This is a genomic window from Streptomyces sp. URMC 127, assembly GCF_051386535.1.
GTDB lineage: Bacteria > Actinomycetota > Actinomycetes > Streptomycetales > Streptomycetaceae > Streptomyces.
In genome coordinates, this window is sequence record NZ_JBPQTW010000096.1 from 1 (window position 1) to 25,227 (window position 25,227).

The 25,227-nt window shown below is 73.0% G+C and carries 21 protein-coding genes; 13 read left to right on the plus strand and 8 right to left on the minus strand.

Annotated features, from left to right (window positions below; all coding sequences use genetic code 11):
* The 5 genes from ACSNOH_RS19625 to ACSNOH_RS19645 all read right to left on the minus strand — a co-directional run.
* Positions 1-488: XdhC family protein (locus ACSNOH_RS19625; RefSeq protein ID WP_436722674.1), on the minus strand; the 488-nt coding region annotated here is incomplete at its 3' end.
* 53 nt (positions 489-541) lie between these two features.
* Positions 542-2,002 carry an NCS2 family permease gene (locus ACSNOH_RS19630; protein ID WP_436722675.1) on the minus strand — a complete coding sequence of 487 codons (1,461 nt, stop codon included), beginning with the start codon at positions 2,000-2,002 and terminating at the stop codon, positions 542-544.
* Positions 2,003-2,209: 207 nt separating this feature from the next.
* Positions 2,210-4,594 carry a xanthine dehydrogenase subunit D gene (pucD, locus tag ACSNOH_RS19635; RefSeq protein WP_436722676.1) on the minus strand — a complete coding sequence of 795 codons (2,385 nt, stop codon included), beginning with the start codon at positions 4,592-4,594 and terminating at the stop codon, positions 2,210-2,212.
* A 3-nt stretch (positions 4,595-4,597) separates the two neighbouring features.
* Positions 4,598-5,098, minus strand: a complete 501-nt coding sequence (locus ACSNOH_RS19640) for a (2Fe-2S)-binding protein (protein ID WP_436722677.1) — start codon at positions 5,096-5,098, stop codon at positions 4,598-4,600.
* On the minus strand, positions 5,089-5,976 hold the full coding sequence (locus tag ACSNOH_RS19645; RefSeq protein WP_436722678.1) for an FAD binding domain-containing protein: 888 nt from the start codon (positions 5,974-5,976) through the stop codon (positions 5,089-5,091). The genes ACSNOH_RS19640 and ACSNOH_RS19645 overlap by 10 nt, the downstream gene beginning before the upstream one ends.
* A 264-nt stretch (positions 5,977-6,240) precedes the next feature.
* Here ACSNOH_RS19645 and ACSNOH_RS19650 point away from each other — a divergent pair, with 264 nt between their 5' ends.
* Together ACSNOH_RS19650 and ACSNOH_RS19655 are read left to right on the plus strand one after the other, a co-directional pair.
* On the plus strand, positions 6,241-7,932 hold the full coding sequence (locus ACSNOH_RS19650) for a PucR family transcriptional regulator (protein ID WP_436722679.1): 1,692 nt from the start codon (positions 6,241-6,243) through the stop codon (positions 7,930-7,932).
* A 147-nt stretch (positions 7,933-8,079) separates the two neighbouring features.
* Positions 8,080-8,325, plus strand: coding sequence for a hypothetical protein (locus tag ACSNOH_RS19655; protein ID WP_436722680.1), 246 nt, complete (start codon positions 8,080-8,082; stop codon positions 8,323-8,325).
* A 30-nt stretch (positions 8,326-8,355) separates the two neighbouring features.
* On the opposite strand, the gene ACSNOH_RS19660 is transcribed toward ACSNOH_RS19655, so the two are convergent.
* Positions 8,356-9,372 carry an endonuclease/exonuclease/phosphatase family protein gene (locus ACSNOH_RS19660; protein ID WP_436722692.1) on the minus strand — a complete coding sequence of 339 codons (1,017 nt, stop codon included), beginning with the start codon at positions 9,370-9,372 and terminating at the stop codon, positions 8,356-8,358.
* A 550-nt stretch (positions 9,373-9,922) separates the two neighbouring features.
* Here ACSNOH_RS19660 and mgtA point away from each other — a divergent pair.
* The 6 genes from mgtA to ACSNOH_RS19690 all read left to right on the plus strand — a co-directional run bounded on the left by mgtA (position 9,923) and on the right by ACSNOH_RS19690 (position 20,515).
* Complete coding sequence (gene mgtA, locus ACSNOH_RS19665; protein ID WP_436722681.1) at positions 9,923-12,718, plus strand: magnesium-translocating P-type ATPase; 2,796 nt, start codon at positions 9,923-9,925, stop codon at positions 12,716-12,718.
* Positions 12,719-12,813: 95 nt separating this feature from the next.
* Positions 12,814-13,608 (plus strand): MgtC/SapB family protein, encoded by a 795-nt coding sequence (locus ACSNOH_RS19670; protein ID WP_436722682.1) that lies wholly within the window; start codon positions 12,814-12,816, stop codon positions 13,606-13,608.
* A gap of 451 nt (positions 13,609-14,059) precedes the next feature.
* Positions 14,060-14,278 carry a hypothetical protein gene (locus tag ACSNOH_RS19675; protein ID WP_436722683.1) on the plus strand — a complete coding sequence of 73 codons (219 nt, stop codon included), beginning with the start codon at positions 14,060-14,062 and terminating at the stop codon, positions 14,276-14,278.
* Positions 14,279-14,464: 186 nt separating this feature from the next.
* Entirely contained in the window at positions 14,465-15,271 is an 807-nt protein-coding gene (locus ACSNOH_RS19680) for an HlyD family efflux transporter periplasmic adaptor subunit (RefSeq protein ID WP_436722684.1), read from the plus strand.
* A 134-nt stretch (positions 15,272-15,405) separates the two neighbouring features.
* Positions 15,406-17,523, plus strand: a complete 2,118-nt coding sequence (locus tag ACSNOH_RS19685) for an NHLP family bacteriocin export ABC transporter peptidase/permease/ATPase subunit (protein ID WP_436722693.1) — start codon at positions 15,406-15,408, stop codon at positions 17,521-17,523.
* A 112-nt stretch (positions 17,524-17,635) separates the two neighbouring features.
* Complete coding sequence (locus ACSNOH_RS19690) at positions 17,636-20,515, plus strand: NHLP bacteriocin export ABC transporter permease/ATPase subunit (RefSeq protein WP_436722694.1); 2,880 nt, start codon at positions 17,636-17,638, stop codon at positions 20,513-20,515.
* Positions 20,516-20,548: 33 nt separating this feature from the next.
* Here the strand turns inward: ACSNOH_RS19690 and ACSNOH_RS19695 are convergent, their stop codons facing one another.
* Together ACSNOH_RS19695 and ACSNOH_RS19700 are read right to left on the minus strand one after the other, a co-directional pair.
* On the minus strand, positions 20,549-20,845 hold the full coding sequence (locus ACSNOH_RS19695; protein WP_436722685.1) for a DUF2180 family protein: 297 nt from the start codon (positions 20,843-20,845) through the stop codon (positions 20,549-20,551).
* Between the two features lie 42 nt (positions 20,846-20,887).
* A complete protein-coding gene (locus ACSNOH_RS19700; protein WP_436722686.1) occupies positions 20,888-21,853 on the minus strand; it encodes a LysR family transcriptional regulator in 966 nt (321 codons plus the stop codon).
* Between the two features lie 428 nt (positions 21,854-22,281).
* On the opposite strand from ACSNOH_RS19700, the gene ACSNOH_RS19705 reads away from it, so the two are divergent.
* The 5 genes from ACSNOH_RS19705 to ACSNOH_RS19725 form a co-directional block, all read left to right on the plus strand.
* A complete protein-coding gene (locus tag ACSNOH_RS19705) occupies positions 22,282-23,202 on the plus strand; it encodes a diiron oxygenase (RefSeq protein ID WP_436722687.1) in 921 nt (306 codons plus the stop codon).
* Positions 23,199-24,032, plus strand: a complete 834-nt coding sequence (locus tag ACSNOH_RS19710; RefSeq protein WP_436722688.1) for a hypothetical protein — start codon at positions 23,199-23,201, stop codon at positions 24,030-24,032. Before ACSNOH_RS19705 ends, ACSNOH_RS19710 begins: the two co-directional genes overlap by 4 nt.
* Positions 24,029-24,559: a holo-ACP synthase gene (locus ACSNOH_RS19715; RefSeq protein WP_436722689.1), complete on the plus strand. Its 531-nt coding sequence runs from the start codon at positions 24,029-24,031 to the stop codon at positions 24,557-24,559. The genes ACSNOH_RS19710 and ACSNOH_RS19715 overlap by 4 nt, the downstream gene beginning before the upstream one ends.
* Positions 24,531-24,770 (plus strand): acyl carrier protein, encoded by a 240-nt coding sequence (locus ACSNOH_RS19720; RefSeq protein WP_436722690.1) that lies wholly within the window; start codon positions 24,531-24,533, stop codon positions 24,768-24,770. Before ACSNOH_RS19715 ends, ACSNOH_RS19720 begins: the two co-directional genes overlap by 29 nt.
* Positions 24,770-25,227: MaoC family dehydratase (locus ACSNOH_RS19725; protein ID WP_436722691.1), on the plus strand; the 458-nt coding region annotated here is incomplete at its 3' end. The genes ACSNOH_RS19720 and ACSNOH_RS19725, both read left to right, overlap by 1 nt.

Sequence of the window (25,227 nt, forward strand, 5' to 3'; positions counted from 1 at the left end):
CGCCCCGGCTCCCCGAGCGACCCCGCGTACGTGCCGTCCGCCCGGACCAGCAGCGCCCGGCCCAGCGCCCCGGCCGGGCCCTCCACCACCCGGGCCAGCGCCACCGGCTCGCCCGCGGTCACGGCCGCCAGCGCCTCGGCCAGCACGTGCCGGGCGGGGTCGTCCGGCCGGACGGGTACGACCAGGATGTCGAGGACGCCGCCGCAGGTGAGGCCCACGGCGAAGGCGTCACCGTCCTCGCCCTCGTCCCCGTAGCCGAATCGTTCCCGCACGCTCTCACCGCTCTCCAGCACCGCGCGGCACAGCTCGTACACCGCCCCCTCCACGCACCCGCCCGACACCGACCCGGTCACCGTGCCCTCCGCGTCGACGGCGAGGGCCGCGCCCGGCTGTCGGGGCGCGCTGCCCTCCACGGCGACTACCGTCGCGACGGCGAACGCCCGCCCTTCCCCGCACCAGCGGTACAGTTCCTCGGCGATGTCCAGCATGACGGTTCGCTCCTCACGTGCCAGTGCCCTACCTGTGGCGCCCCGGCTGACGCCTACTTGACGCCCAGCCAGCTTGCGATCGGATGCAGGGCGAAATACCCCGTGAACACCGCCGTCAGCACCCACATGAACCCACCCGGCTCACGCCACTTCCCCTGCGCCGCCTTGATGGCCGTATAGGCGATGACACCCGCCCCGACGCCCGCCGTGATGGAGTACGTGAACGGCATCAGCACCACCGTGAGGAACGCCGGGACGGCGACGGCCCGGTCGCCCCAGTCGACGTGCCGGGCGCTGCTCATCATCATCGCCCCGATGACGACGAGCGCGGCGGCGGCGACCTCGCCGGGCACGATGCGGGTCAGCGGGGTGAAGAACAGGCAGGCGGAGAAGAGCAGCCCGGTCACGACGGACGACAGTCCCGTACGGGCGCCCTCGCCGACCCCGGTAGCGGATTCGATGAAGACGGTCTGGCCCGACGCCCCGGCGACCCCGCCGATCGCGCCGCCCGCGCCGTCGACGAACAGCGCCGTGCTCAGGCCGGGCAGCCGGCCGCGGTCGTCCGTCAGCCGGGCCTCCGTCGCCACGCCGATGATCGTGGCCATGGCGTCGAAGAAGCCCGCCAGGACCAGCGTGAAGACGATCATTACGACGCTCACGACGCCCAGCGAGGTCCAGCCGCCGAACTCCACGTGCCCGAAGAGCGAGAAGTCCGGCATCGAGACCGCGCTGCCCTTGAGGGCGGGCGCGCCGTTCTGCCAGGCGGACGGCCGGAGCCCGGCGGCGGAGTTGACGACGACGGCCAGCACCGTGCCGGCGACGATGCCGATGAGGATCGCGCCGGGGACGTCGCGGGCCTGCAGCATGAAGACGGCCAGCAGGGTGACGCAGAAGATCAGTACGGGCCAGCCGGCGAGCTCGCCCGCAGGCCCCAGCGTGACCGGCCCGCCGCCCTTCGAGGCGTGCACGAAACCGGCCTTGACCAGCCCTATCAGGGCGATGAACATGCCGATGCCCATGGTGATGGCGTGCTTGAGGGGCAGCGGCAGCGCGTTCATGACCAGTTCGCGCAGCCCGGTCACGGCGAGCAGTACGATCACCGCCCCGTACAGCACGCACATCCCCATCGCCTGCGGCCAGGTCATGTGCGGCGCGACCTGCGTGGAGAGCACTCCGGAGACGCCCAGCCCGGCGGCCAGGGCGAGCGGCACCCTGCCGAGGAGGCCCATCGCCAGGGTGCAGACGGCCGCGGCGAGCGCGGTGGCGGTGATCAGCCCGGCGTGGCCGAGCCGCTGCCCGGTGGTGTCCGGGCCGGAGAGGATCAGGGGGTTGAGCAGGAGGATGTAGGACATCGCCATGAAGGTGGTGATGCCGCCGCGTACCTCCCGGCCGGCGGTGGATCCGCGTGCGCTGATGCGGAAGTAGCGGTCGGGCCAGGACCTTCCGGCGGGTGGCCGCGGGCCCGCGCCCGCGTGCTGCGCCGCGGAGGCCGGCTCCACGGATGGCTGGGTCATGAATGCCTGCTCCCATGGTCCGGGTGAGTGGTTCGGCTGCACGACCCGGGGGACGGCCCGAGACGAAGGGCGGCACGTCACCGGCCGCTGGGGGGCGCGCGGCCGGTGGTGCCCTGCGAGGGACGGTGAGGTTCCGGTGATGGACGGTGAGGTTCCGGCGGTGGCCGATCAGGTGCCGGTGGCCGGTCAGGTGCCGGTGATGGACGGTCAGGTGCCGGTGAGGTGCTCGGGCCGCACCGGCACCCTGGCGAGCGGCAGGCCGGTCGCGGCCCGGATCGCCGCGACGACGGCCGGCGTGGAGGACAGGGTGGGCGCCTCGCCCGCGCCGCGCAGCCCGTACGGGGCGTGCTCGTCGGCGAGTTCGAGGATGTCGACGGGGATGGCGGGGGTGTCGAGGATGGTGGGGATCAGGTAGTCCGTGAAGGACGGGTTGCGGACCCGCCCGTCGGCGGAGACGACGATCTCCTCCATGACCGCGAGGCCCAGGCCCTGGACCGTGCCGCCCTGGATCTGCCCGGCGACGGCCAGCGGGTTCACGGCCTTGCCGACGTCCTGCGCGCAGGCCAGCTCCACGACCTTGACGAGCCCGAGCGCGGTGTCGACGTCGACGACGGCGCGGTGGGCCGCGAAGGAGTACTGGACGTGGCCGTTGCCGCGGCCGGTGCGCAGGTCGAAGGGCTCGGTGGGGCGGTGCCGCCACTCGCTCTCGACGTCGATCACCTCGTCCTCCAGGACGTCGGCCAGGGCGGCGAGGACCTCCCCCGCTTCCGTGGTCACCTTGCCGCCCTCCAGCACGAGTCCGGCCTGCGCCCACGCGGGGTGGTGCGCACCGAAGCGGGCGCGGCCCAGGTCGAGGACCTTCTCCCGTACGAGCCGGCAGGCGTGGCGGACGGCGCCGCCGGTCACGTACGTCTGGCGGGAGGCGGAGGTGGAGCCGGCCGAGCCGACGCGGGTGTCGGCGGGCTCCAGGACGACCCGGGTGACGCCGAGTTCGGTGCGCGCTATCTGCGTGTGGACGGTCACGCCGCCCTGGCCGACCTCGGCCATCGCGGTGTGCACGGTGGCCACCGGCTGCCCGGCGACCGCTTCGAGCCGCACGCGGGCCGTCGAGTAGTCGTCGAAGCCCTCCGAGAAGCCGACGTTCTTGATGCCGACCGCGTAGCCGACGCCGCGGACGACGTCCTCGCCGTGGGTGGTGTTGGACAGCCCGCCCGGCAGCGCGCGCACGTCGGGGCCGCCGCCGGCGGTCTCCCACGGCCGCTCGGGCGGCAGCGGCCGGGCCTTGACCCGGCGCAGCAGCTCCGCGACGGGCGCGGGGGCGTCGACGACCTGCCCGGTGGGCATGACGGCGCCCTGCGCCATCGCGTTGCGCTGCCGGAACTCCACGGGGTCCAGGCCCAGCCGCTCGGCCAGCCGGTCCATCTGGGCCTCGTACGCGAAGCAGGCCTGGACGGCGCCGAAGCCGCGCATGGCGCCGCACGGCGGGTTGTTGGTGTAGAGGGCGAGGGCCTCGACGTCGACGGCGTCGACCACGTAGGGGCCTACGGCTAGGGACGCGGCGTTGCCGACGACGGCCGGGGAGGAGGAGGCGTAGGCGCCGCCGTCGAGGACGATGCGGGCCTTGACGTAGAGCAGCCGGCCGTCGCTGCTCGCCCCGTGCTCGTAGTGGAGCCGGGCCGGGTGGCGGTGCACGTGGCCGAAGAAGGACTCGAAGCGGTTGTAGACCATCTTCACGGGCTTGCCGGTGCGCAGCGCGAGCAGGCAGGCGTGGGCCTGCATGGACAGGTCCTCGCGCCCGCCGAAGGCGCCGCCGACGCCGGAGAGCGTCATGCGGACCTTGTCCTCGGGGAGGCCGAGGACGGGGGCGATCTGGCGCAGGTCGGCGTGGAGCCACTGGGTGGCGATGTAGAGGTCGACGCCGCCGTCCTCGGCGGGCACGGCGAGGCCGGACTCGGGGCCGAGGAACGCCTGGTCCTGCATGCCGACTTCGTAGTCGCCGGTGACGACGGCGGTGGCGCGGGCCCGGGCGGCGGCGACGTCGCCGCGCAGGACGGGCTGGCGGTGCACGACGTTGGGGTGCGGGACGTGGAGGGCGTGGGCATCGGTGCGGGCCGGGTGCAGGAGGGGCGCGCCGGGGGCGGTGGCGCTCTCCTCGTCGTGGACGACGGGGAGTTCCTCGTAGGCGACGCGGATCCGGGCGGCGGCGCGGCGGGCGGTCTCGGGGTGGTCGGCGGCGACGAGGGCGACGGGCTCGCCGTGGTAGCGGACGACGCCGTCGGCGAGGACCGGCGTGTCCTTGATCTCCAGGCCGTAGCGGGTCTCGGCGGGCAGGTCGGCGTGGGTCAGCACCGCGTGGACGCCGGGGACGGCGAGGGCTTCGGCGATGTCGGTGGAGAGGATCCGGGCGTGGGCGTGGGGGCTGCGGAGCGTCGCGCCCCAGAGCATGTCCTCGTGCCACAGGTCGGAGGCGTAGGCGAACTCGCCGGTGACCTTGAGCGTGCCGTCGGGGCGCGGGACGGACTCGCCGATGCCGCCGTGGGTGCCGCTGGTGAGGCCGGCGGGGAGCCCGCCGGGGATGCGTGCGGTGGCCATGGGTCAGCCCGCCTCTCCGGCGCGGGCGGCCGCGAGGCGGACCGCGTCGAGGATCGTCTCGTAGCCGGTGCACCGGCACAGGTTGCCCGAGAGGGCCTCGCGGATGTCCGCGTCGGAGGGGTCGGGGTTGTGCCGGATGAGGTCGTCGGCGGCGACGATCAGGCCGGGGGTGCAGAAGCCGCACTGGACGGCTCCGGCGTCGGTGAACGCCTGCTGGACGGCGGAGAGTTCCGCGCCGTCGCCGCCCGTGGCGAGCCCCTCGGCCGTGGCCAGCCCCTCGACCGTGACGACCTCGCGCCCTTCGGCCTGCCCGGCGGCCACCAGGCAGGCGCACACCGGCACGCCGTCCAGCCGGACCGTGCACGAGCCGCATTCGCCCTGCTCGCAGGCGTTCTTCGAGCCCGGCAGGCCGAGCCGCTCCCGCAGGACGTAGAGCAGGCTCTCGCCCTCCCAGACGTCGTCGGCCTGCTGCGGGCGGCCGTTGACGGTGAGGTTCACGCGCATCGCTCGCCCCGTTCCCCGCCGCGGTAGGCCTCCCACGCCCAGCCGAGCGTGCGGCGGGCCATGACGGTCACCGCGTGCCGGCGGTAGCGGGCGGTGCCGCGGACGTCGTCGATCGGGTTGCACGCCGCCGCGGCGAGCTCGGCGAACTGCCGGGCGGCGGAGGGCGGCAGGGGACGGCCGGAATCCCAGAGGCGGCCCTCGTCCAGGGCCGCGGAGAGGAAGTCCTCCGCGGCGCGGGCCCGCACCGGGGTGGGGGCCGCGGAGCCGATGCCCGTGCGTACCGTGCGGGTGCGCGGGTGCAGGGCGACGGCGAAGGCGCACACGGCGATGACCATGGCGTTGCGCGTGCCGACCTTGGAGAACTGCTGGGGCCCGTCGGCCCGCGCGATCCGTACGGCCCGGATCAGCTCGTCCGGCGCGAGGGCGTTGCGCTTGACGCCCGTGTAGAACTCCTCGGCGGGGATCAGCCGGGTGCCGCGCACGGACTCAGCCTCCACCAGCGCGCCCGCCGCCAGCAAGGGCGGGTGGGAGTCCCCGGCGGGCGAGGCGGCGCCGAGGTTGCCCCCGACGCTGCCGCGGTTGCGGATCTGCGGGGAGCCGACGGTGTGCGCCGCGAGGGCGAGGCCGGGAAGCTCCGCCCGCAGTTCCTGCATGATCCGGGTGTACGGGACGGAGGCGCCCAGCCGGACCTCGTCCTCCCCCGTCTCCCATTCGTACAAATCGCCGATGCGGTTCAGGTCGAGCAGGTGCTCGGGGCGGCGCCGGTCGAAGTTGATCTCGACCATCACGTCCGTACCGCCCGCGACGGGGACGGCGGCCGGGTGCTCGGCCTTGGCGGCCAGAGCCTCCTCCCAGCTGCCGGGGCGCAGGAACTCCATGGGGTTCTCTTCTCGATCGGTCTCACGGGGTCGCGCGGATGGGGGGTGCCCGTGCGGCGGAACGCCGCCGGACCGGCGCGGCGGGAGCCGTCCGGCACGCCTTGGCCCCAGTACAGCGAGCGGCCGGCGGGGCGGTGCAGTCACCGAAACCATGAAGCGGTTGGCTGGCCGGAGCGCACATCTTGTAGATTCGAACGAAAGACGGGGTTGGGAAACCTCACTGCATTCCACTGGTAACAACAAGACAGATCGGCGGCGACCACGATGCGGCTGCGCGCACTCCTGGAGACAGAGGCGCTGGGCCTCCGGCTGCTCAGCGGCGAGGACGAGCTGGACCGCACGGTGCGCGGCGTGATGACCACCGACCTGCGCGACCCGAGCCGCTACCTCTCCGGCGGCGAGCTCGTCCTCACCGGCCTCGCCTGGCGGCGGGAGCCGGAGGACTCCGAGCGGTTCGTACGGATCCTCACGGGCGCGGGCGTGGCGGGGCTCGCGGCGGGCGAGGCCGAGATGGCCTCCATCCCGGACGACCTGATCCGCGCGTGCGCCCGGCACCGCCTGCCGCTGTTCTCGGTGAACGAGAAGGTCTCGTTCGCCTCCATCACCGAGCACGTCGTGCGGCAGGTGTCGAGCGAGCGCGCCGGGGACCTGGCGGCCGTCGTGGACCGGCACCGCCGGCTGATGACGTCCGGCCCGGCCGGCGGCGGCCCGGAGGTCGTCCTCGACCTGCTGGGCTCCGACCTGGACCTGCGGGCGTGGGTGCTGTCCCCGACCGGCCGCCCGATCGCGGGCTCCTCGCTCGCGGGCGCCGGGCCCGAGCTGCCCGCCGCGGTCTGCGCGGCCCTGGCCGGCGAGCACCTGGCCGCCGCCCGCACGGGCCGGCGCGGGCCGCACCGGGTGACCGCGGGCGGCGACACGTACTCGCTGTTCCCCATCAGCCACAGCGGCCGCGCCCTGGAGGCCCGCGACGTCCGCGAGACGGTCCTGTCGGACTGGTTCCTCGCCGTCGAGGCCGACGCCGGGGACTGGTCGCCCGAGCGGCTGGACCTGCTCGACGGCGTCACCCAGCTGATCGCCGTCGAGCGGGACCGCCGCGACGCCGCCCGCACGGTCCGCCGCCGGCTCGCCCAGGAGGTCCTGGAGCTGGTCCAGACGGGCGCGGCCCCCGCCGAGATCGCCGCCCGGCTGCGCGTCGCCGCGCCCGTCCTGCTGCCGGGCCTCGGCACGGCGCCGCACTGGCAGGTCGTCGTGGCCCGCGTCGAGTGGGAGGACGGCGGCATCCCCGGCGGCCCGGTCGCCCAGGCCCTGCTGGAGGAGATGCTCGCCGCGCCCGGGACCGGCGGGCCCGAGCCCTCCGACCGGATCGCCGTCGCCCACATGGGCGACGAGGCGGTCGCGCTGGTGCCGCTGCCCGCCGTGCCGTCCGGGCCGGAGGGCGGCGAGGCGGCGCCCCAGGCCGCCGGGCTGCACGCGGACCGCATCCTCGCCGCCGTCCGCGAACCGCTCTCCCGCGGCCTCGACGGCGACGGCCGGCTCACCCTCGGCGTCAGCGCCGCCGTCCACTCCGCGGAAGGCCTGCGCGGGGCGCTGGAGGAGGCCCGGCACGCCCGCCGCGTCGCCGCCGCCCGCCCGGGCCGGGTCTGCGCCGCGGGCCACCAGGAGCTCGCCTCGCACGTCCTGCTGCTGCCGTTCGTCCCCGACGACGTCCGCCGCGCCTTCACCGCCCGCCTCCTGGACCCGCTGCGCGACTACGACCGCCGCCACCGCGCCGAGCTCATCCCGACGCTGGAGGCGTTCCTGGACTGCGACGGCTCCTGGACCCGCTGCGCGACGCGGCTGCACCTGCACGTCAACACGCTGCGCTACCGGGTCGGCAGGATCGAGCAGCTGACGGGCCGCGACCTGTCCCGCCTGGAGGACAAGCTGGACTTCTTCCTGGCCCTGCGGATGAGCTGACCGGCGCCGGGCCCCTGACGGCCGCAGGAGCTGAGCGGGGGCCCGGCGGCCGGGGACGTACGACGAAAGACCGGCGCCGTACGCAGAAAGGAGGAGTCACGCCCAAGTGGCATACGGCTCCTGCGGCAGGCGCGCATCATCACGGATATGAGTGATCCTGACGAGGCGTGCCCCGGCCCGCACGCCTTCTGCAAGAGCTGCAGAGGGAGCGGCGACTACCACGCGGCCGTGCTCTACCTCGACCAGTCCGGCGAGGGCGGCAACATGACGGGCGCTCACCTCTGCCCCTACTGCACGGGCCGGGGCTTCTTCTGCAAGCACCGGCCCCCGTGCCGGGTGCTGCACGAGGACGACACGCCCGTCATCGGCCCGGACGCGCTGCCGCCGGTGTGACGGAGGGCCGCCGGGCCGGGCGGATGTCCGTCACCCCCGCAGCACCGCATCCACCACCAGCCCCCGGTGATCGGTGCCCGTCAGGTCCAGGAAGCGGGCGTGGCGGGGTTCGAGGGCGGGGCTGAGGAGGACGTGGTCGATCTGGGCGCCCAGCGGGGGAGCGGTCAGGGAGGGCCAGGTGGGGGTGCGGGAGCGGCCCAGGAGGGCGGCGCCGTCGCGGAGGCCGGTGTCCAGGACGGCGCGGAAGGCCGCGTGGTCCTGCGAGGCGTTGAAGTCGCCCGCGATGACCGTGGGAGCGTCGCCGCGCGCCGCGGCCATCGCGCGGATGCGGCCGAGCTCCGTGCGCCACAGCTCCACCCCGCCGGCCACCGGCGGCATCGGGTGCGCCACCTGGAACAGCAGCCGCGTCCCCGCCACCCGCACCAGCGCCCGGGGCATCGCCAGCGTCCCCCGTACCGACCCGTCCGGCTCCAGGGGGAAGCGGCTCAGGAGCGCCGAGCCCTGCGCCCTGCCGCCGCCCACGACGATCCGGTACGGGTACGCGGCCCGCACCTCGGCGCCGTTCAGGGCCGGTGCGCACTCCTGCGGGGAGCACTCCTGCACCGAGACCAGGTCCGGCCGCTCGCGCCGCAGGGCCTCCAGCAGGCCCGGCGTGGCCCCGCCGAACTCCAGGTTGGCGGTCAGGACGCGCAGCCGGGCCACCTCCGGGCCGGACGCACCGGAAGTACCGGACGCCGGCGCGCCTCCCGCCTCGTACGGGGGCAGGAAGTACAGCGTCCCGAGCACCGCCGCCAGCCCCCACGCGCAGCCCGCCGCCCAGCGGGTGCCCGCGGCGAGCACCAGCGCGGCCCCGGCGGGAGCGAGCAACCACGGCAGGAACGCCAGCAGTTGGGGCACCGGCGTGACGCCGTCCACGTCGCAGGCCCGGCACAGCAGCGGCCCGCTGACCAGCGCGAGGAGCAGGCCCGCGGCCCAGCGGGCGGCCTTCCGGCGGACGCGCGGCGGCGCTTCCGCCGGGCCGGGCGGCGCCGGAGCGGTCCCTTCCATGGTTTTAACCACGGTATTACCTTCTGATTGCGGACGGCTTGACGTCATATGGCAAGCTAGACGCTGAAGGTGCCGCTCCGGCCGCATTTGGCGCGCTTTTCGCGCGGTGCCGCATCGTGTACGTACGAGCGAGGAGGTGATCGGGATGACCAGTCGGAGTCCCGAGGGAAGTCCTCGCGTGTGCGCTGCGCTGCGCTGCATTGCGCTGAGCTGAGCTGACCGGTTGCCGGGCCCGTCGCCGGGCCTGCCGGCGTCGGCCGCGCCGTTCTCCGTGAGTGTTCTTGAGTGTGCCGCTACGGCGGTGGACTTTCCCTTTCCGCGCTCAGTGATGTCGTGATTCCGGCCTTCGTGGCCGCTGCTGTTCGCTGACATTCAGCGGCATTCGCTGACGTTCGCTGACGTTCCTTTTCCGCGCCCGGGGCGCCTCGTGCTGCCCCGTGCCGTTCCTTCACCCCTCCGTGCCACGGCGCGGCCACGCCATGCCGCCATGCCGTTACGCCGCCATGCCGTTACGCCGTCGCGCCGTCGTGCCCGGAAGAGAGGTTCCGCCATGACCAACACCCTGCTCGCCCCGCCGGGCCGTACCCGCCGCGAGCGCAAGACCGCCGAGCTGGAGGCCCGTACCCGTGCCGCCGGCGACCGGCTGGCCCGTATCAGCGGCCGGCCCGCCGCGCAGGTCCTGCAGGACTGCCGGGTAACCCCGCACGGCCTGCGCCGGGACGACGCCGAGCTGCGGCTCGCCCGCGACGGCGCCAACGTCGTCGCGCACGACGCCGGCCCGCGCTGGTACGGGCAGCTCGCCAAGGCCTTCTGGAACCCGTTCATCATGATCCTGGTCGTCCTCCTGGCGGTCATGTACGTGCAGTGGCTGCCGGTCGCCGACGAGGAGCCCTTCGACCCCAAGATCCCCATCATCGGCGCGATGGTGCTGGTCGGCGGCCTGCTGCGGTTCTGGCAGGAGCGCCGCTCGGCGGGCGCCGCGGCCGCTCTGCGCGCCCTCGTCACCACGACGACCGCCGTCCAGCGGCGCGACAGCCGCGACAGCCGCGACGACCGCACCAACCGCAACACGGCCCCCGCCACCACCGAGATCCCGATGGACCGGGTCGTCGTCGGAGACATCGTCCGCCTCGCCGCGGGCGACCTCGTCCCCGCCGACCTGCGGCTGCTCACCGCCAAGGATCTGATGGTCAGTCAAGCAGCGCTGTCCGGCGAGTCCCTGCCCGTGGCCAAGGCCGACACCCGTACGCACGACTACGGCCAGGCCACGACCACGGACCCCGTAGAGGCCGACAACCTCTGCCTCATGGGCACCTCGGTGACCTCCGGCACCGCCACCGGCGTCGTCGTGGCCACCGGCGCGGACACCTACTTCGGATCGATGGCCGGGTCGCTCGCCGGGGAGCGCCCCGAGACCAGCTTCGACGCGGGCGTGAAGAAGGTCAGCTTCCTGCTGATCCGGTTCATGCTCGTCATGGTGCCGCTCGTGTTCGCCGTGAACGGCTTCACCAAGGGCGACTGGGGCGAGGCGTTCATGTTCGCCGTCGCCGTGGCCGTCGGCCTCACGCCGGAGATGCTGCCGATGGTCGTCACCACCAACCTCGCGCGCGGCGCCGTCGCCATGGCCCGGCGCAAGGTCGTCGTCAAGCGGCTCAACGCCATCCAGAACCTGGGCGCCATGGACGTGCTGTGCACGGACAAGACCGGCACGCTCACCGAGGACCGCATCGTCCTCGACCGCTACCTCGACGCGCACGGCCGCGAGGACGGCGAAATCCTCGAATACGCCTACCTCAACAGCCACTTCCAGACCGGGCTGCGCAACCTCATGGACCAGGCGGTCATCGACCGCGTGCTCGAGGCCGAGGAGGTTGTCGTCGACGCCCGCTTCACCAAGGTCGACGAGATCCCCTTCGACTTCGCGCGCCGCCGCATGTCGGTGGTCCTGAGCCGCAACGGCATCGACGGCTCCGCGGGGGCGCACGAGCACGTGGCGGACGAGCGCGTGGTGGACGAGCACGCGGTGGACGAGCACGTCCTCATCACCAAGGGCGCCGTCGAGGAGGTCCTCGCCCTGTGCACCCACGTCAACGACGGCGGCCGCCGCCTGGAGCTCACCGGAGAACTGCGCCGCCGCGTGACCCGGACCGCCGCAGACAACAACCGGCAGGGCCTGCGGGTGCTGGCCGTCGCGACCCGTGCGCTGCCTGCCGGGCGCGAGACGTACGGCGTCGCGGACGAGGACGGCCTGACCCTCGTCGGCTTCCTCGCCTTCCTCGACCCGCCGAAGGCCGACGCCGCGGCGGCCCTGCGGGCCCTCGCCGGCAAGGGCGTGGCCGTCAAGGTCGTCACCGGCGACAACGAGCTCGTCGCCGCGCGCGTCTGCGCCGACGTCGGCATCGACGTGGGAGCCGTCGTCACCGGGGCCGAGGTGGACGCCCTGGACGACGCGGAGCTGCGCGCCCTGGTGCGGGCCACCACGGTCTTCGCCAAGACCAACCCGGTGCAGAAGGCCCGTATCGTCCGGGCCCTGCGGGCCGAGGGGCACACCGTCGGCTTCCTGGGCGACGGCATCAACGACGCCGCCGCGCTGCGCGACGCCGACGTCGGCATCTCCGTCGACACGGCCGTCGACATCGCCAGGGAGTCGGCCGACATCATCCTGCTGGAGAAGGACCTGATGGTCCTGGAGCAGGGAGTCGAGCAGGGCCGCACCACCTTCGGCAACACCATCAAGTACATCAAGATGACGGCGAGCTCGAACTTCGGGAACGTCTTCTCGGTCCTGGTGGCCAGCGCCTTCATCCCCTTCCAGCCCATGCTGGCGATCCACCTGCTGGTGCAGAACCTCGCCTACGACGTCTCGCAGCTCGCCACGCCCTGGGACCGGATGGACCCGGAGTACCTGCGCCGGCCGCGCACGTGGGACGCCAGGGGCATCGCCCGGTTCATGCTCTTCACCGGGCCGGTCAGCTCGGTCTTCGACATCGCCACCTTTCTGGTGCTGTGGAACGTGTTCGGGGCCGACAGCGAGGCGAGTCAGACGCTGTTCCAGTCCGGGTGGTTCGTCGAGGGACTGCTGTCCCAGACGCTCGTCGTCCACATGATCCGCACCCGCAAAGTGCCCTTCATCGGCTCGCGGGCCTCGGCGCCGGTCATGGTGATGACCGCCGCGGTGATGGCGTTCGGCCTCCTGCTCCCGTTCTCGCCGCTCGCCCCGGCGCTGTCGATGGAGGCGCTGCCGATGAGCTACTTCCCGTGGCTGATCGCGATCCTGCTGGCGTACTGCGCCCTGACCCAGGCGGTGAAGACCTGGTACATCCGGCGATTCAACACCTGGCTGTGACCGGCCGATAAAGGGATGCCGACACGGGATGCCGGCAAGGGACGCCCACAAGGGACGCCCACAAAGGCTGGGGAAACCGACGAGGAAGGCGGATCATGGTTGTGGTCAACGAGTGGCACATGGCGGGCAACATCGCGGCCGGCCTGGGCTTCGGTGCGATCATCGGACTGGAGCGGCAGTGGCGGGCCCGGATGGCGGGCCTGCGCACCAACGCGCTGGTCGCGGCCGGTTCCGCCCTCTTCGTCCTGCTCTCGCAGTACGGCTTCGCCGCCGCGACGAGCACCGCGGGCTACGACGGCTCCCGCGTCGCCGCACAGATCGTCTCCGGCATCGGCTTCCTCGGCGCGGGCGTCATCATGCGGGACGGGCTGAGCGTGCGCGGCCTCAACACCGCGGCCACCCTGTGGTGCTCGGCCGCCGTCGGCGCCCTCGCCGGGACCGGGCTGTACGTGGTGGCCGCGCTCGGCACCGTGGGCGTGGTCGGCGCGAACACCCTGCTGAGGCCGCTGGCCCGCGGCCTCGACCGGGGCCCGCACGGCGGCGCCGAGGTGGCCACCGACTACCACTTCGAGGCCGTGTGCACCGAGCCCGAAGAGGCCCACGTCCGCACCCTCGTCGTCCAGTCGGTCGCCCGCCCGGGCTTCCGGCTGCGCTCGGTCTACAGCGCCGACGCCGAGGCTCCCGGCAAGGTCACCGTCTCGGCCGACCTCACCACGGAACGCCGCGACGACAGCCTCCTGGAGGAGGCCGTCAGCCGCCTCTCACTCGAACCGGCCGTCTCTGCCGTCAGCTGGACGGTCCTGCAGGGCCCCGACGACGAATCCGACGACGACTACACCACCGAACGCCGCAACCGCCGCCGCGTCCGCGACTTCTTCTCGGGACGCTGAACCGCAGCGCCGCCACCTGCGGGGCGTCACCCTCCGTGCCCGGCGCGCTGCCCGCCGTCGCTCCGGGAAATCTCCACAACCTCCGGGTACCCGCGGTAGCCCCTCGTTGCCGGCCCTCGATATGCCGGTTATGCCCGACGCGCTTGGTGGGCGTGTGTCCATTTATGTTCCGCGAGGATCCCGGGGCCCTTGTATCTGTTACTCGATCTTGTGAAGAAGTTGTGATGATCCCGCAAAGGAATCTGAAAGCCCGCCGTGGGAAAGGCCGTTCGGACGGCAACACGGTTGGCCCCGCCACCCGTTCCCGTGCTTATATCTGCGGCACCGCGGCGGCTCTTTGAACGGTGGCCGGTCACGGCCGTGCCGGCGCGGAATGCGGCGTGGCAATGCCGATACGGCAATGCCTACGTGGCAATGGAGAAACATTCAGACGAACGAAGGGTGCGCCATCATGCGTGACAACCTCGAGACCCGTGAGATCGCCGACGCCGAGCTGGACGCCGTTTCCGGCGGTGTGAGCATCTCCGGCGGCCTGCTCGGCGCCGTGACCGGCGACGTTCACAACGTGCTCGGCACCGTCACCTCGCTGAACACCGTCCAGGCCGTCCCGGGCACGGTCGGTCAGGTCGAGGGCATCGTCGGCGTGCACGCCGGCGTCGCCGGTCTCTGAGACTCGCTGGGAATCTCCGGGAACCCCTGAGTATCTCCAGGAACCCCTGAGAATCTCCGAGAACCTCTGAGAAATCCGCCGCCTGTGAATCCCGGAACTCCTCCCCTGTTCCGGGGTTCACGGCTGCCCGCATTTCCGTAGCGCCTTTCACCACCCTTGTCTCGAATGCAGTCGAAGGAATAGTTCGTGCAGTTCCGCCAGCAGGCGCTTTCCAAGCTGCAATCACCCGAAGAACTCGACCTGCCCGTACGATTCGCGCGCCCGCAGGGCCGGCTCGCCCTGGCCGTCACGCTCGCCGTCCTCGCCGCGGCGGGCTTCTGGGCGTTCACCGGATCCGTGACGTCCCGGCTCAGTGCCCCCGGCGTCCTCACCCGCGCCGAGGGCAGCTATCTGCTGCAGAGCCCGTACGCGGGCCAGGTCACCGGCGTGCTCGCGCGGGAGGGCCAGCTGCTGGCGCCGGGCGCGCCCCTGCTGCGGGTCAGCACGGACCGCGGAGACCGGACCGTGCACGTCGTGGCCGGGGGACGGGTGACGACCCTGGTCGCCAAGACGGGGGCCGTCGTGACGACCGGCGCGGACGTCGCGACCGTCGAACGCATGACGAACCCGGACGACCCGCTGGTGGCCATGCTCTACGTACCCGGCGGGAGCGGTGGCACGATCCCGGTCGGCGCACCGGTCGACCTGAGCGTCCAGTCCGTCCCCCGGGAGAAGTTCGGCGTGCTGCGCGGCCGCGTCCAGGCCGTCGGCCGGGCGCCCCAGAGCGCGGCGCAGATCGGCGGCTTCCTCGGCGACAGCCGGCTCGCCGACCGGTTCACCCGGCAGGGAGATCCCGTCGCCGTGCTCGTACGGCTGGAGCGCTCGTCCACCACGAAGTCCGGCTACCGCTGGTCCGTGGCGAGCGGGCCCCCGTACGCCGTCGACTCGACGACGCCGGTCACCGGCGCCGTCCGCCTCGCCGACCAGCGGCCCGCCGACTGGCTGCTGCCGTGACCGCCGCACGCCGCCGCCGGTCCGCGCCCGCAGCCTCCACCGGCCGGCAGAAGACCGCACACAGCGCCAGGACCGTACGCCCCTCCAAGGCCGTACGCCCCTCCAAGACCGTGCGCACCCCCACCGTCCTGCAGATGGAGGCCGTCGAGTGCGGCGCCGCCGCGCTCGCCATGGTGCTCGGCCACCACGGCCGCTTCGTCCCGCTCGAAGAGCTCCGCATCGCCTGCGGCGTCTCCCGCGACGGCTCCCGCGCCAGCAACCTCCTGAAGGCCGCCCGCAGTTACGGGCTGACGGCCAAGGGCATGCAGATGGACCTGGCCGCGCTCGCCGGGGTGCCTGCCCCGGCCGTCCTGTTCTGGGAGTTCAACCACTACGTCGTCTACGACGGCACGGGCCGGCGGTTCGGCCGCCGGGGCGTGTACGTCAACGACCCCGCCAAGGGCCGCCGGTTCGTGCCCATGGAGGAGTTCGACTCCGCGTTCACCGGCGTCGTGCTCACCTTCGAGCCCGGACCGGACTTCCGCCGCACGGGCCGCCGCCCCGGCGTCATGGGCGCCATGCCCGCCCGGCTGCGCGGCACGTCCGGCACGATGCTCGCCGCCGTCCTCGCAAGCCTCCTGCTGGTGGTCGTCGGCGCGGCCGTCCCCGCGCTCAGCCGCACGTACATCGACACGTATCTGATCGGCGGGCAGACGTCCCTGCTGGGCGTGCTCTTCGCGGCGATGGCGGCCGCCCTCGTGCTGACCGCGACGCTCACCGCGCTGCAGCAGTCCAACCTGCTGCACGGCCGCATCATCTCCTCCACGCTGGGCAGCGCCCGCTTCCTGCGCCACCTGCTCAGGCTCCCGGTCACCTTCTACGCCCAGCGCAGCCCGGCCGACCTGGTCCAGCGCCTGCGCTCCAACGACGCGGTCGCCGAGACCCTGGCGCGCGACCTCGCCGCGGCCGGCGTCGACGCGGTGGTCGTCGTCCTGTACGCCGTGCTGCTGTGGACCTACGATCCGCAGCTGACCGTCGTCGGCATCGGCGTCGCGCTCCTCAACGTCGTCGCCCTGCGCGTCGTGGTGCGCCTGCGGGCCACCGGCACCCAGAAGCTGCGCGCCGAGAGCGCCCGGCTCACCACCACCTCCTACAGCGGCCTGCAGCTCATCGAGACGATGAAGGCCACCGGCGGCGAGAACGGCTTCTTCCGCCGCTGGGCGGGCCGGCACGCCGTCACCCTCGACGTGCAGCAGCGGCTCGGCGTGCCCAGCGCGTGGCTCGCGGTCGCCGCACCCGCCCTCGCCGCCCTCAACAGCGCGCTCATCCTGGCGATCGGCGGCCTGCGGGCCGTCGAGGGACACCTCTCCGTCGGCCTCCTCGTCGCCTTCCAGGCCCTCGTGACCGGCTTCACCGCGCCGATCACCCGCCTCAACGGCGTGGCCGGGCGCATCCAGGACTTCGCCGCCGACGTCGCCCGCCTCAAGGACGTCGAGAACTTCCCCGTCGACGCGGTCCACACGCGCGGCGGGTCCGGCGCCGCCACCCGCCGCCTGACGGGGCACGTGGAGCTGGACGGCGTCACCTTCGGCTACAGCCCCCTGGACGCCCCGCTGCTGAAGGGCTTCTCGCTCGCCGTGGGCCCCGGGCAGCAGATCGCCCTCGTCGGCGGCTCCGGCAGCGGCAAGTCCACCGTCTCCCGGCTGATATCCGGCCTCTACGCCCCCTGGGAGGGCACCGTCCGCATCGACGGGATGCGGCTGGAGGACATCCCGCGCGGCGCGCTCGCCGCCTCCGTCTCCTTCGTCGACCAGGACGTCTTCCTCTTCGAGGGCACCGTCCGCGACAACGTCGCCCTGTGGGACCCCTCCGTCCCCGACGACGCCGTTGTCGCCGCGCTGCGGGACGCCGCCGTGTACGACGTGGTCGCCCGCCGCCCCGGCGGCATCCACAGCCGCGTCGAGCAGGACGGCCGTAACTTCTCCGGCGGCCAGCGCCAGCGCCTGGAGATCGCCCGCGCGCTGGTGCGCCGCCCCGCCGTCCTGGTCCTGGACGAGGTGACCAGCGCCCTCGACGCCGTCACCGAGCAGACCGTCATGGACAACCTCCGCCGCCGCGGCTGCGCCTGCATCGTCATCGCCCACCGGCTGAGCACCGTGCGCGACAGCGACGAGATCCTCGTCCTCGACCGCGGCACGGTCGTCGAACGCGGCCGCCACGAGCACCTGGCCGCCGCCGGTGGCCCGTACGCCGACCTGGTCAGGGAGCACTGAGGTGACGACCCGGCACGACGCCACCGCGTACACATCGCACGACGCCACCGCGTACACCCCGCGCGATGGCACCGCACACACTCCGCACCACGCCACCACCGCCCCGTACGCCATGCACCAGGCCCACCAAGGCCACCAGGCCCACCAGGCCCACCCGGCTCCTCCCCGCACCGATCCGGTCGTCGAAGCCCTCGGCGGGCTCGGCGCGGCCGTCGACTGCACGGGCCTGCGCAGCCTCGACCTGGAGGGCCCGCTCGTCCTCTGGCTCGTCGTGGCCGGCGAGCTGGACCTGTTCGCCGTCGGCGCCGCCCGCACCGGGCACTGGCACTTCCTGGGCCGCCTGACCCCGGGCACGCTCCTGCTGGGTCCCGCCGAGGGCCCCGAACACACCCTGACCGGCCGCCCCCTGCAGGGCTGCGCGCTGCGCCGCATCGACCTGCACGAGCTGCACCGGCCGCAGCCCGAAGCCGGCTGGTACGGCGACCCCTGGCCGTACGGCGCCCACGGCGCGACCCCGGGCCACCCGCAGAACAGCCACCTGGAGAACGCCTTCGCCCTCGGCATCGGCCGCGGCCTGCGCGTCCTCTATCAGGCACCCCTGGAGAACCGCGCGGCCCCGGACGGCGCCGGGGCCGACGAGGACGTCCTGTGGATGCAGGTCGCCCCGGGCAGCGTCCAGTACGGCGCCCCGTACGAGGGCTGCGCGGTGGGGAGCCTGCTCGTCGACCCGGCGATGTGGCAGGGCATGGTCGACCAGCAGTACCGGCTGCTGTACGCCCTCGACCGCTGGATCGAGGAGGCCGAACGCGCCCACGAGGACCGTACGGCCGCCGGCATCGAGGCCGGGGAGGCCGCCCGCGCCCGGGCGGACCGTACGCTCCTGGCCTCCATCGGCCGCTCCGGCCGGGCGCCGCGGCGCGGCGCGCAGGACGCCGACGCGACCTTCGCCGCGTGCCGCCTCGTCGCCGACGAGGCCCGCATCGCCCTGACCGAACCGGCCGGGGCGGGCGCCGCCGACGAGCGCACCGACCCCGTCGAGCGCATCGCCCTCGCCTCCCGCGTCCGCACCCGCACGATCGGGCTCACCGGCCGCTGGTGGCGCGAGGACAGCGGCCCCCTGATCGGCCGGCGGGCCGAGGACGGGGCGCCCGTCGCCCTCCTGTGGCGGCGCGGCCGGTACGAGGCCGCCGACCCCGCCACCGGCAGGCGCGAGCGCATCGGCAAGGACACCGCGGACGCCTACGAGCCGCGCGCCGTCATGCTCTACCGCCCCCTGCCCCCGGGAAAGCCGCGCCTGCTGCCCCTGCTGCGCTTCGCCCTGCGCGGCACCGGCCCGGAGCTGCGCGGCCTCGCCCTGGGCGGGCTCGTCGCGACCGGCCTGGGCGCGCTCGTCCCCGTCGCCACCGGCCGGGTGCTCGGCCGGTACGTGCCCGAGGCCGAGAGCGGCCTCATCGTGCAGACCGCCGTGGCGCTCGTCGCCGCAGCCCTCGTCTCGGCCGTCTTCATGCTGCTGCAGAACACCGCGATCCTGCGCATGGAAGGCCGCATCGAGGCCACCCTGCAGCCCGCGGTGTGGGACCGGCTGCTGCGGCTGCCCGCGACGTTCTTCGCCGGCCGCTCCACCGGCGAACTGGCAGGCGCGGCCATGGGCGTCAGCGCCGTCCGCCGCATGCTCTCCGGCACCGCGCCCGTGGTGCTCCAGGCGGGCACCGCCGGCGCGGTGAACCTCGTCCTGCTCCTCGTCTACAGCGTGCCCCTGGCGCTGGCCGCGATCGGCATGCTGCTCGGCATCGCCGCGGTCTTCCTGGGCCTGGGGCTGTGGCAGCTGCGCTACCAGCGGCAGCTGGTCAGGCTCGGCAACAAGCTCGACAACCAGGCCTTCCAGACCCTGCGCGGGCTGCCCAAGCTGCGGGTGGCCGCGGCCGAGAGCTTCGCCTACGCCGCCTGGGCGCGGGAGTTCGCCCGCACGCGCGAACTGCAGCAGCGCGCCGGGCGCGTGAAGAACACCGTCGCGGTCCTCAACGCGGTCGCCCTGCCGCTGTGCACGCTGGTGATGTTCATGCTGCTGGCCGGGCCCGCCCGCGGCAGCATGTCGGCCGCGGACTTCCTCACCTTCAGCACCGCCGTGACGATGCTGCTGTCCTCCGTCACCCAGCTGACGGGCGCGCTCCTCTCGGCCGCCGCCGTGCAGCCGGTGCTCGAACAGATCAAGCCGGTCCTGGAAGCCGCCCCGGAGGTACGCCCCTCGGGTGTTCAGCCGGGCGAACTCGGCGGCGCCGTCGAGGCCGTGGGCCTGTCCTACCGGTACGCCGACGACGGGCCGCTCGTCCTGGACGACGTGTCGTTCGCCGCGCGGCCGGGGGAGTTCGTCGCGGTCGTCGGGGCCAGCGGCTGCGGCAAGTCGACGCTGCTGCGGCTGCTCATCGGCTTCGACGAGCCCGCTTCGGGCAGCGTCCTCTACGACGGGCAGGACCTGGCCGCACTGGACCGGGCGGCCGTCCGCCGGCAGTGCGGCGTCGTCCTGCAGAACGCCCAGCCGTTCTCCGGCTCGATCCTCGACTGCATCCGCGGCGCCGGGACGTTCACCCTGGAGGAGGTGTGGGAGGCCGCCGCCATGGCGGGCCTGGCCGAGGACATCAAGGCCATGCCCATGGGCATGCACACCATGCTCTCCGACGGCGGCGGCACCGTCTCCGGCGGCCAGCGCCAGCGGCTGATGATCGCCCAGGCCCTCGTCCGCAAGCCGCGCGTCCTCTTCCTGGACGAGGCCACCAGCGCGCTGGACAACGAGGCCCAGCGCGTGGTCATCGAGTCCACCCGCGCCCTGCGCGCCACGCGCATCGTGATCGCCCACCGGCTGTCCACGGTCATGGACGCCGACCGGGTGATCGTCATGGCGGAGGGGCGGATCGTCCAGCAGGGGCCGCCCGCCCAGCTGCTCGCCGACGCGGGCGGCCTCTTCCACGAGCTGGTCCGCCGCCAGATCAGGTAACCGGCCCGAAGGAGACTCAGCAGGTGCTCCGGATCAGGTGACCGGGCTGCGCGGCGCCGACCGCCCCGGCGAGGGCGAGGGCGAGGGCGAGGGCGACGGCGCGGACGCGGACGCGGACGCGGCCACGCCGTGCGCGGCCGCGTGGCACGTGGCGCACAGCACCTGCCGCGCCGGGACGGGGCTGTGCGAGACGCCGGTGCCGTTCACGCGGTGGACCGCCGGCCGGGTGATGCGCAGATGCGCCGGGCACAGGCCGGAGTTGCAGCCGTGGCACACGGCGACCGCGGCGGTCTCCGCGCCCTGTGAGGCGTAGCAGTCGTAGCAGTTCATGCTGGTTCCCTTCGGGTTCCCATCGAGCCGGGACGTGGCGGGCTACTGCACCAGACAGCCGCACTCGGCCTCCGCGCCGCGGAAGGAGCCGACCCCGCAGCACGCGGTGACGAACCGCGACGCCAGCTCCGGGTCCTGGTCGTCGCGCCAGACGACGGCGACGTCCGTGTGCGGCCCGGGCACGCCCAGCGGGCGCACCCGCAGGTCCACGCTGAGGCTCATCCATTCGGCGATGTCGCGGTCCATGTACGACACGCCCCCGCCGGAGGCCACGGCCGCGGCCACGTTGATGTAGTCGGGCTCCTCCCACGCGACGTACGTGGGCAGGCCCTGCGGTGCCCGCTGCTGCCGGGCGATGCCGAGGATGCGGTCGTGGAGCCCGGGGGCGTGCGGGCGCGGCCACATGATGAGGGGCAGGTCCCCGGCGGGCGGGTCCTCCGGCGCGCGGCCGGCCGACCCCTCGCCGGGGAGGAGTTCGACGAGCTCCACCTCGTCCACGACGGACATCTGCAGGTCGTCCGCCTCGATGGGCGGTCTGACGAAGGCGAAGTCGACCCGCCCGGCGCGGACTTGCTCGACGTTCCGTTCCGACCAGCCGGATTCGACGGAGACCGGGAGGGCGTTGCGCGCCCGGAACTCCGCGACCATCTCCCGCTGGCGCAGGGCGTGTCCCGAGCGGCTGAAGGCGACCCGCACCGGCCGGCCGGGGCCCGCGGCCGCCTCCCTGATGCGAGCCTTGATCGAGTAGGTGCGCTGCAGGAGCTGGGGCGCCTCCTCCTGCAGGGCGCGGCCCGGAGGGGTCAGGGACATCCGGCGGCTGCCGCGGCTCAGCAGCTGCGCCCCCAGCTCCTTCTCCAGGACCTTCAGCTGATGTGAGAGGGTGGGCTGGCTCACCCCGCAGCGCTGTGCCGCCCTTCCCAGATGGAGTTCGTCGGCCACGACGACGAAGTACTCCAGGCGGCGCAATAGACCGGAGAGGCTGAGTAAAGGCTCCTGGTCTCCCCGCACGTACGACCTCCCGCCAGGATTTATTCCCATTACGAAAGTTTGTTTTTCCGGGTGCTTTACGAGTGTAGCAACGCCGTACGAAGCCCGGTCAACGCCTCAGCAGGCACTTTGTCGCCGGGCCGGCCCCGTGGCCGCCGCCGCGCCGAATAAAAGGCGGGCCGTCCGGTTTGTGATCAGCGCCACGGAATAAGGCATGCGCAGCCCGTCCGACCTGCGGTGTTAGAGGCCGTCTATGCGTCCATAGATCAACTTTATTGGACTGCCGGGGCGGCGCATGGAAACGTCACTGCCGCAAACAGGCATCGAAAACCGGCGGGCGAATGCCGGTCAATTCGATTCGAGCAGTACTTCCTTTGTGTCCGGACTCTGAGCCGTCCTGTTTCGTCCAGTCGCCCCCGGAGTGACCCCCCGCGGATGCAGGAGGTGTGATGATCAGTGAGCTGATCAGCAAGGATGACCGGTTCCAGGAGATCCTGGAACGCCTCAACCGCAAGTCGGTCGAGGACTACTACAACCCTTACCGGATGTTCGACTGGCCGGATTCCCTGCCGGAGAACCGGTGGTGGATGAGCCCCGAGCTCACCACCACCTTCGGGACCGGCGTTGCCCGCGAACTCGACCAGGAGCAGCTCTACCGGCTGTCCCGGTACGAAAGCATCAACTTCTACAGCCTGAATGTGGACGGCATTCGCGAGCTCATTGTCGAGGTGACCCGGCGCATTCACACCCGGGGCTTCGAGATACCGTCCGAGTTCTTCCACCACTTCATCGGTGAGGAGAACGAGCACATGTGGTTCTTCGCCGAGTTCTGCCTGCGGTACGGCAACAAGATCTACCGCCAGCTGGAGCCGGCCGGCGACGGGGAGGCCTGGTCCGGCGAGGCCGCGAGCTTCCTGGTGTTCCTGCGCATCCTTCTCTTCGAGGAGCTCGTGGACCACTTCAACAGCACGATGGCGGCCGACGAGCGGCTTCACGACACCATCCGGGCGGTCAACCGGATCCACCACCAGGACGAGTCCCGGCACATCGCCTTCGGCCGCGAGCTGGTCTCCCTGCTCTTCAAGGACCTCCAGGCGAAGGGCACGGAGGAGGAGCTCGCCCGCGTCCGGGCCTACGTCAAGCGCTATCTGAACTACAGCTTCGAGTCCCTGTTCAACCCGCACGTCTACCGGGACGCCGGCATCCCCGAACCGTTCGCGGTCCGGCGGCGCCTGCTGGCCGACCCGCGCAGCGCCGAGTTCCAGCAGCAGGTGTTCCGCAAGCCGCTGGGCTACCTCCTGAAGACCGGGATCCTGCCGGACCGGGACCTCGGCTTCGCCGGCGCGACCGCGCAAGGGGGCAACGGATGACCGCGACGCTCTCGACGGCCCAGGGCGGTGCCCTCACCATCCTCGGCCCCGACCAGACCGACCTGCTGCGCGACCTGGACCGCACCATCACCGGCTGGGCCGCCGAGGCCGGCGCGCGGGAGATCATGCCGCCGCCCGTCTACCCGCTGCGCGACCTGGAGAAGTTCGACGTCTACGCCAACTTCCCGCACCTGCAGTTCGTCGGCGGCCCGCTGGACGTCACCGGTGCACCGCCGGCCCCGGTGGAGGGCGCCTTCGCCAGCCGCGACGTCGACCCCCCGTTCCTCGGTCTGCCGCACTCCAGCTGCTACGGCGCCTACCTCTACTTCGAGCGGGAGGCGGTGGCCCCGGACACCACCATCACCCTCATCAACCGGTGCTTCCGCAACGAGGAGAAGTACGAGGGGCTGAGGCGGCTCCTCAGCTTCCAGATGCGCGAGATCGTCGCCCTCGGCACGTTCGAGCACACCCAGGACGTCATCGCCCGGTTCACCGACCGGATCGAGCGCTTCGCCAAGGAACTCGGCCTGGAACTGCACAAGGAGGCGGCCGCCGACCCCTTCTTCGAACGGGACGGCGGCCGGGCCCTCCTGCAGCGGCTCAGCCCCGTCAAGCACGAGTTCCAGGCCGACGGACTGGCCATCGCCTCCGTCAACACCCACCGCAACTTCTTCGGCGAACGCTGCGCCATCACCGTCGAGGGCACCGGCGAGCACGCCTTCACCGGCTGCGTCGCCTTCGGCCTCGAACGGTGGCTGGCGGTCCTGGGCGACCGGTTCGGCGGCGACCTCCAGCAGGCCCGCGCCGCCGTCAACGCCGCCGCCTCGTGAGCGCGACCGGGATCCGGGTCGGCGTGGACCTCGTCCCCCTGGCCCGGGTGCGGGAGATGACGGCCGCCGGCGACGACGGCCGCCTGCACCGGATGCTCACCCCCGCGGAGACCGCCCTGAGCCGGTTCCCCACCGGCTGGGACCTCCACGGAGTCGCCGGCCGCCTCGCGGCGAAGGAAGCGGTGTTCAAGCTGCTCCACGTCCCGGACCGGCCGCTGCCCTGGCAGTCCATCGAAATCCTCAAGAGCCCCGGCGAATGGCCCCTGGTCCACCTCACCGGGCCCGCCCGCCGCTGGGCCGCCGATGCCGGCATCGAGGCCGTCGACGTCAGCATCTCCCACGAAGAGCTCTTCGCCGTCGCCGTCGCAGCCACGGCGGCGGCAGCCCCCGCGCACCCGCACGCGGACACGCAACCGCACGTGGGCACGTACCAGCACCCGTACCCGCATACGGCCCCGCACCCGCACACGGACACGTACCCGTACAAGGAGGAACCCCATGCCGAGCACCACCTCGTCCAACCTTGACACCGTGCGCAACTGGCTGCTGGCCAAGCACCCCGAGCGCACCTCCATCGCCCCGGACGAGGACCTCATCAAGGCCCGCCTCGTCGACTCGCTCTCCTTCGTCGAGTTCGTCCTGACCGTCGAGGAGGCCAGCGGCACGGAGATCGACCACGAGGCCATCGACCTCGAGGACTTCCGCACGCTGGAGGCCATCGAGCGGAAGTACTTCTGATGGGCCGTCTGGTCCACGCCGAGGACTACGTCATCGGCAGCAGCTACGACCTCGGCTCGCACAAGGTGACGGCCGAGGAGATCATCGCCTTCGGCCGCACGTACGACCCGCAGCCGTACCACCTCTCGGAGGAGGCGGGCCGCGCCTCCGCCTTCGGCAGCCTGATCGCCAGCGGCTGGAACACCGCGGCCATCTGGATGCGCCTGTACGTGACGACGCTGCTGCCCGACGCCGCGGCCGAGGGCACGGTCGAGGGCTCGCCCGGCGTCGACGAGGTGCGCTTCCTGCAGCCGGTCCGCCCGGGCGACGTGCTGACCGGCACCTGCGAGATCGCCGCCGTCCTGCCCTCCCTCTCCGCGCCCGACTTCCGCATCGTCCGCAACCGCGGACGCCTGGTGAACGCGGACGGGGACGAGGTCCTGACGCTGATCCTGAGCGCCCGCTTCCGGTGCCGGCC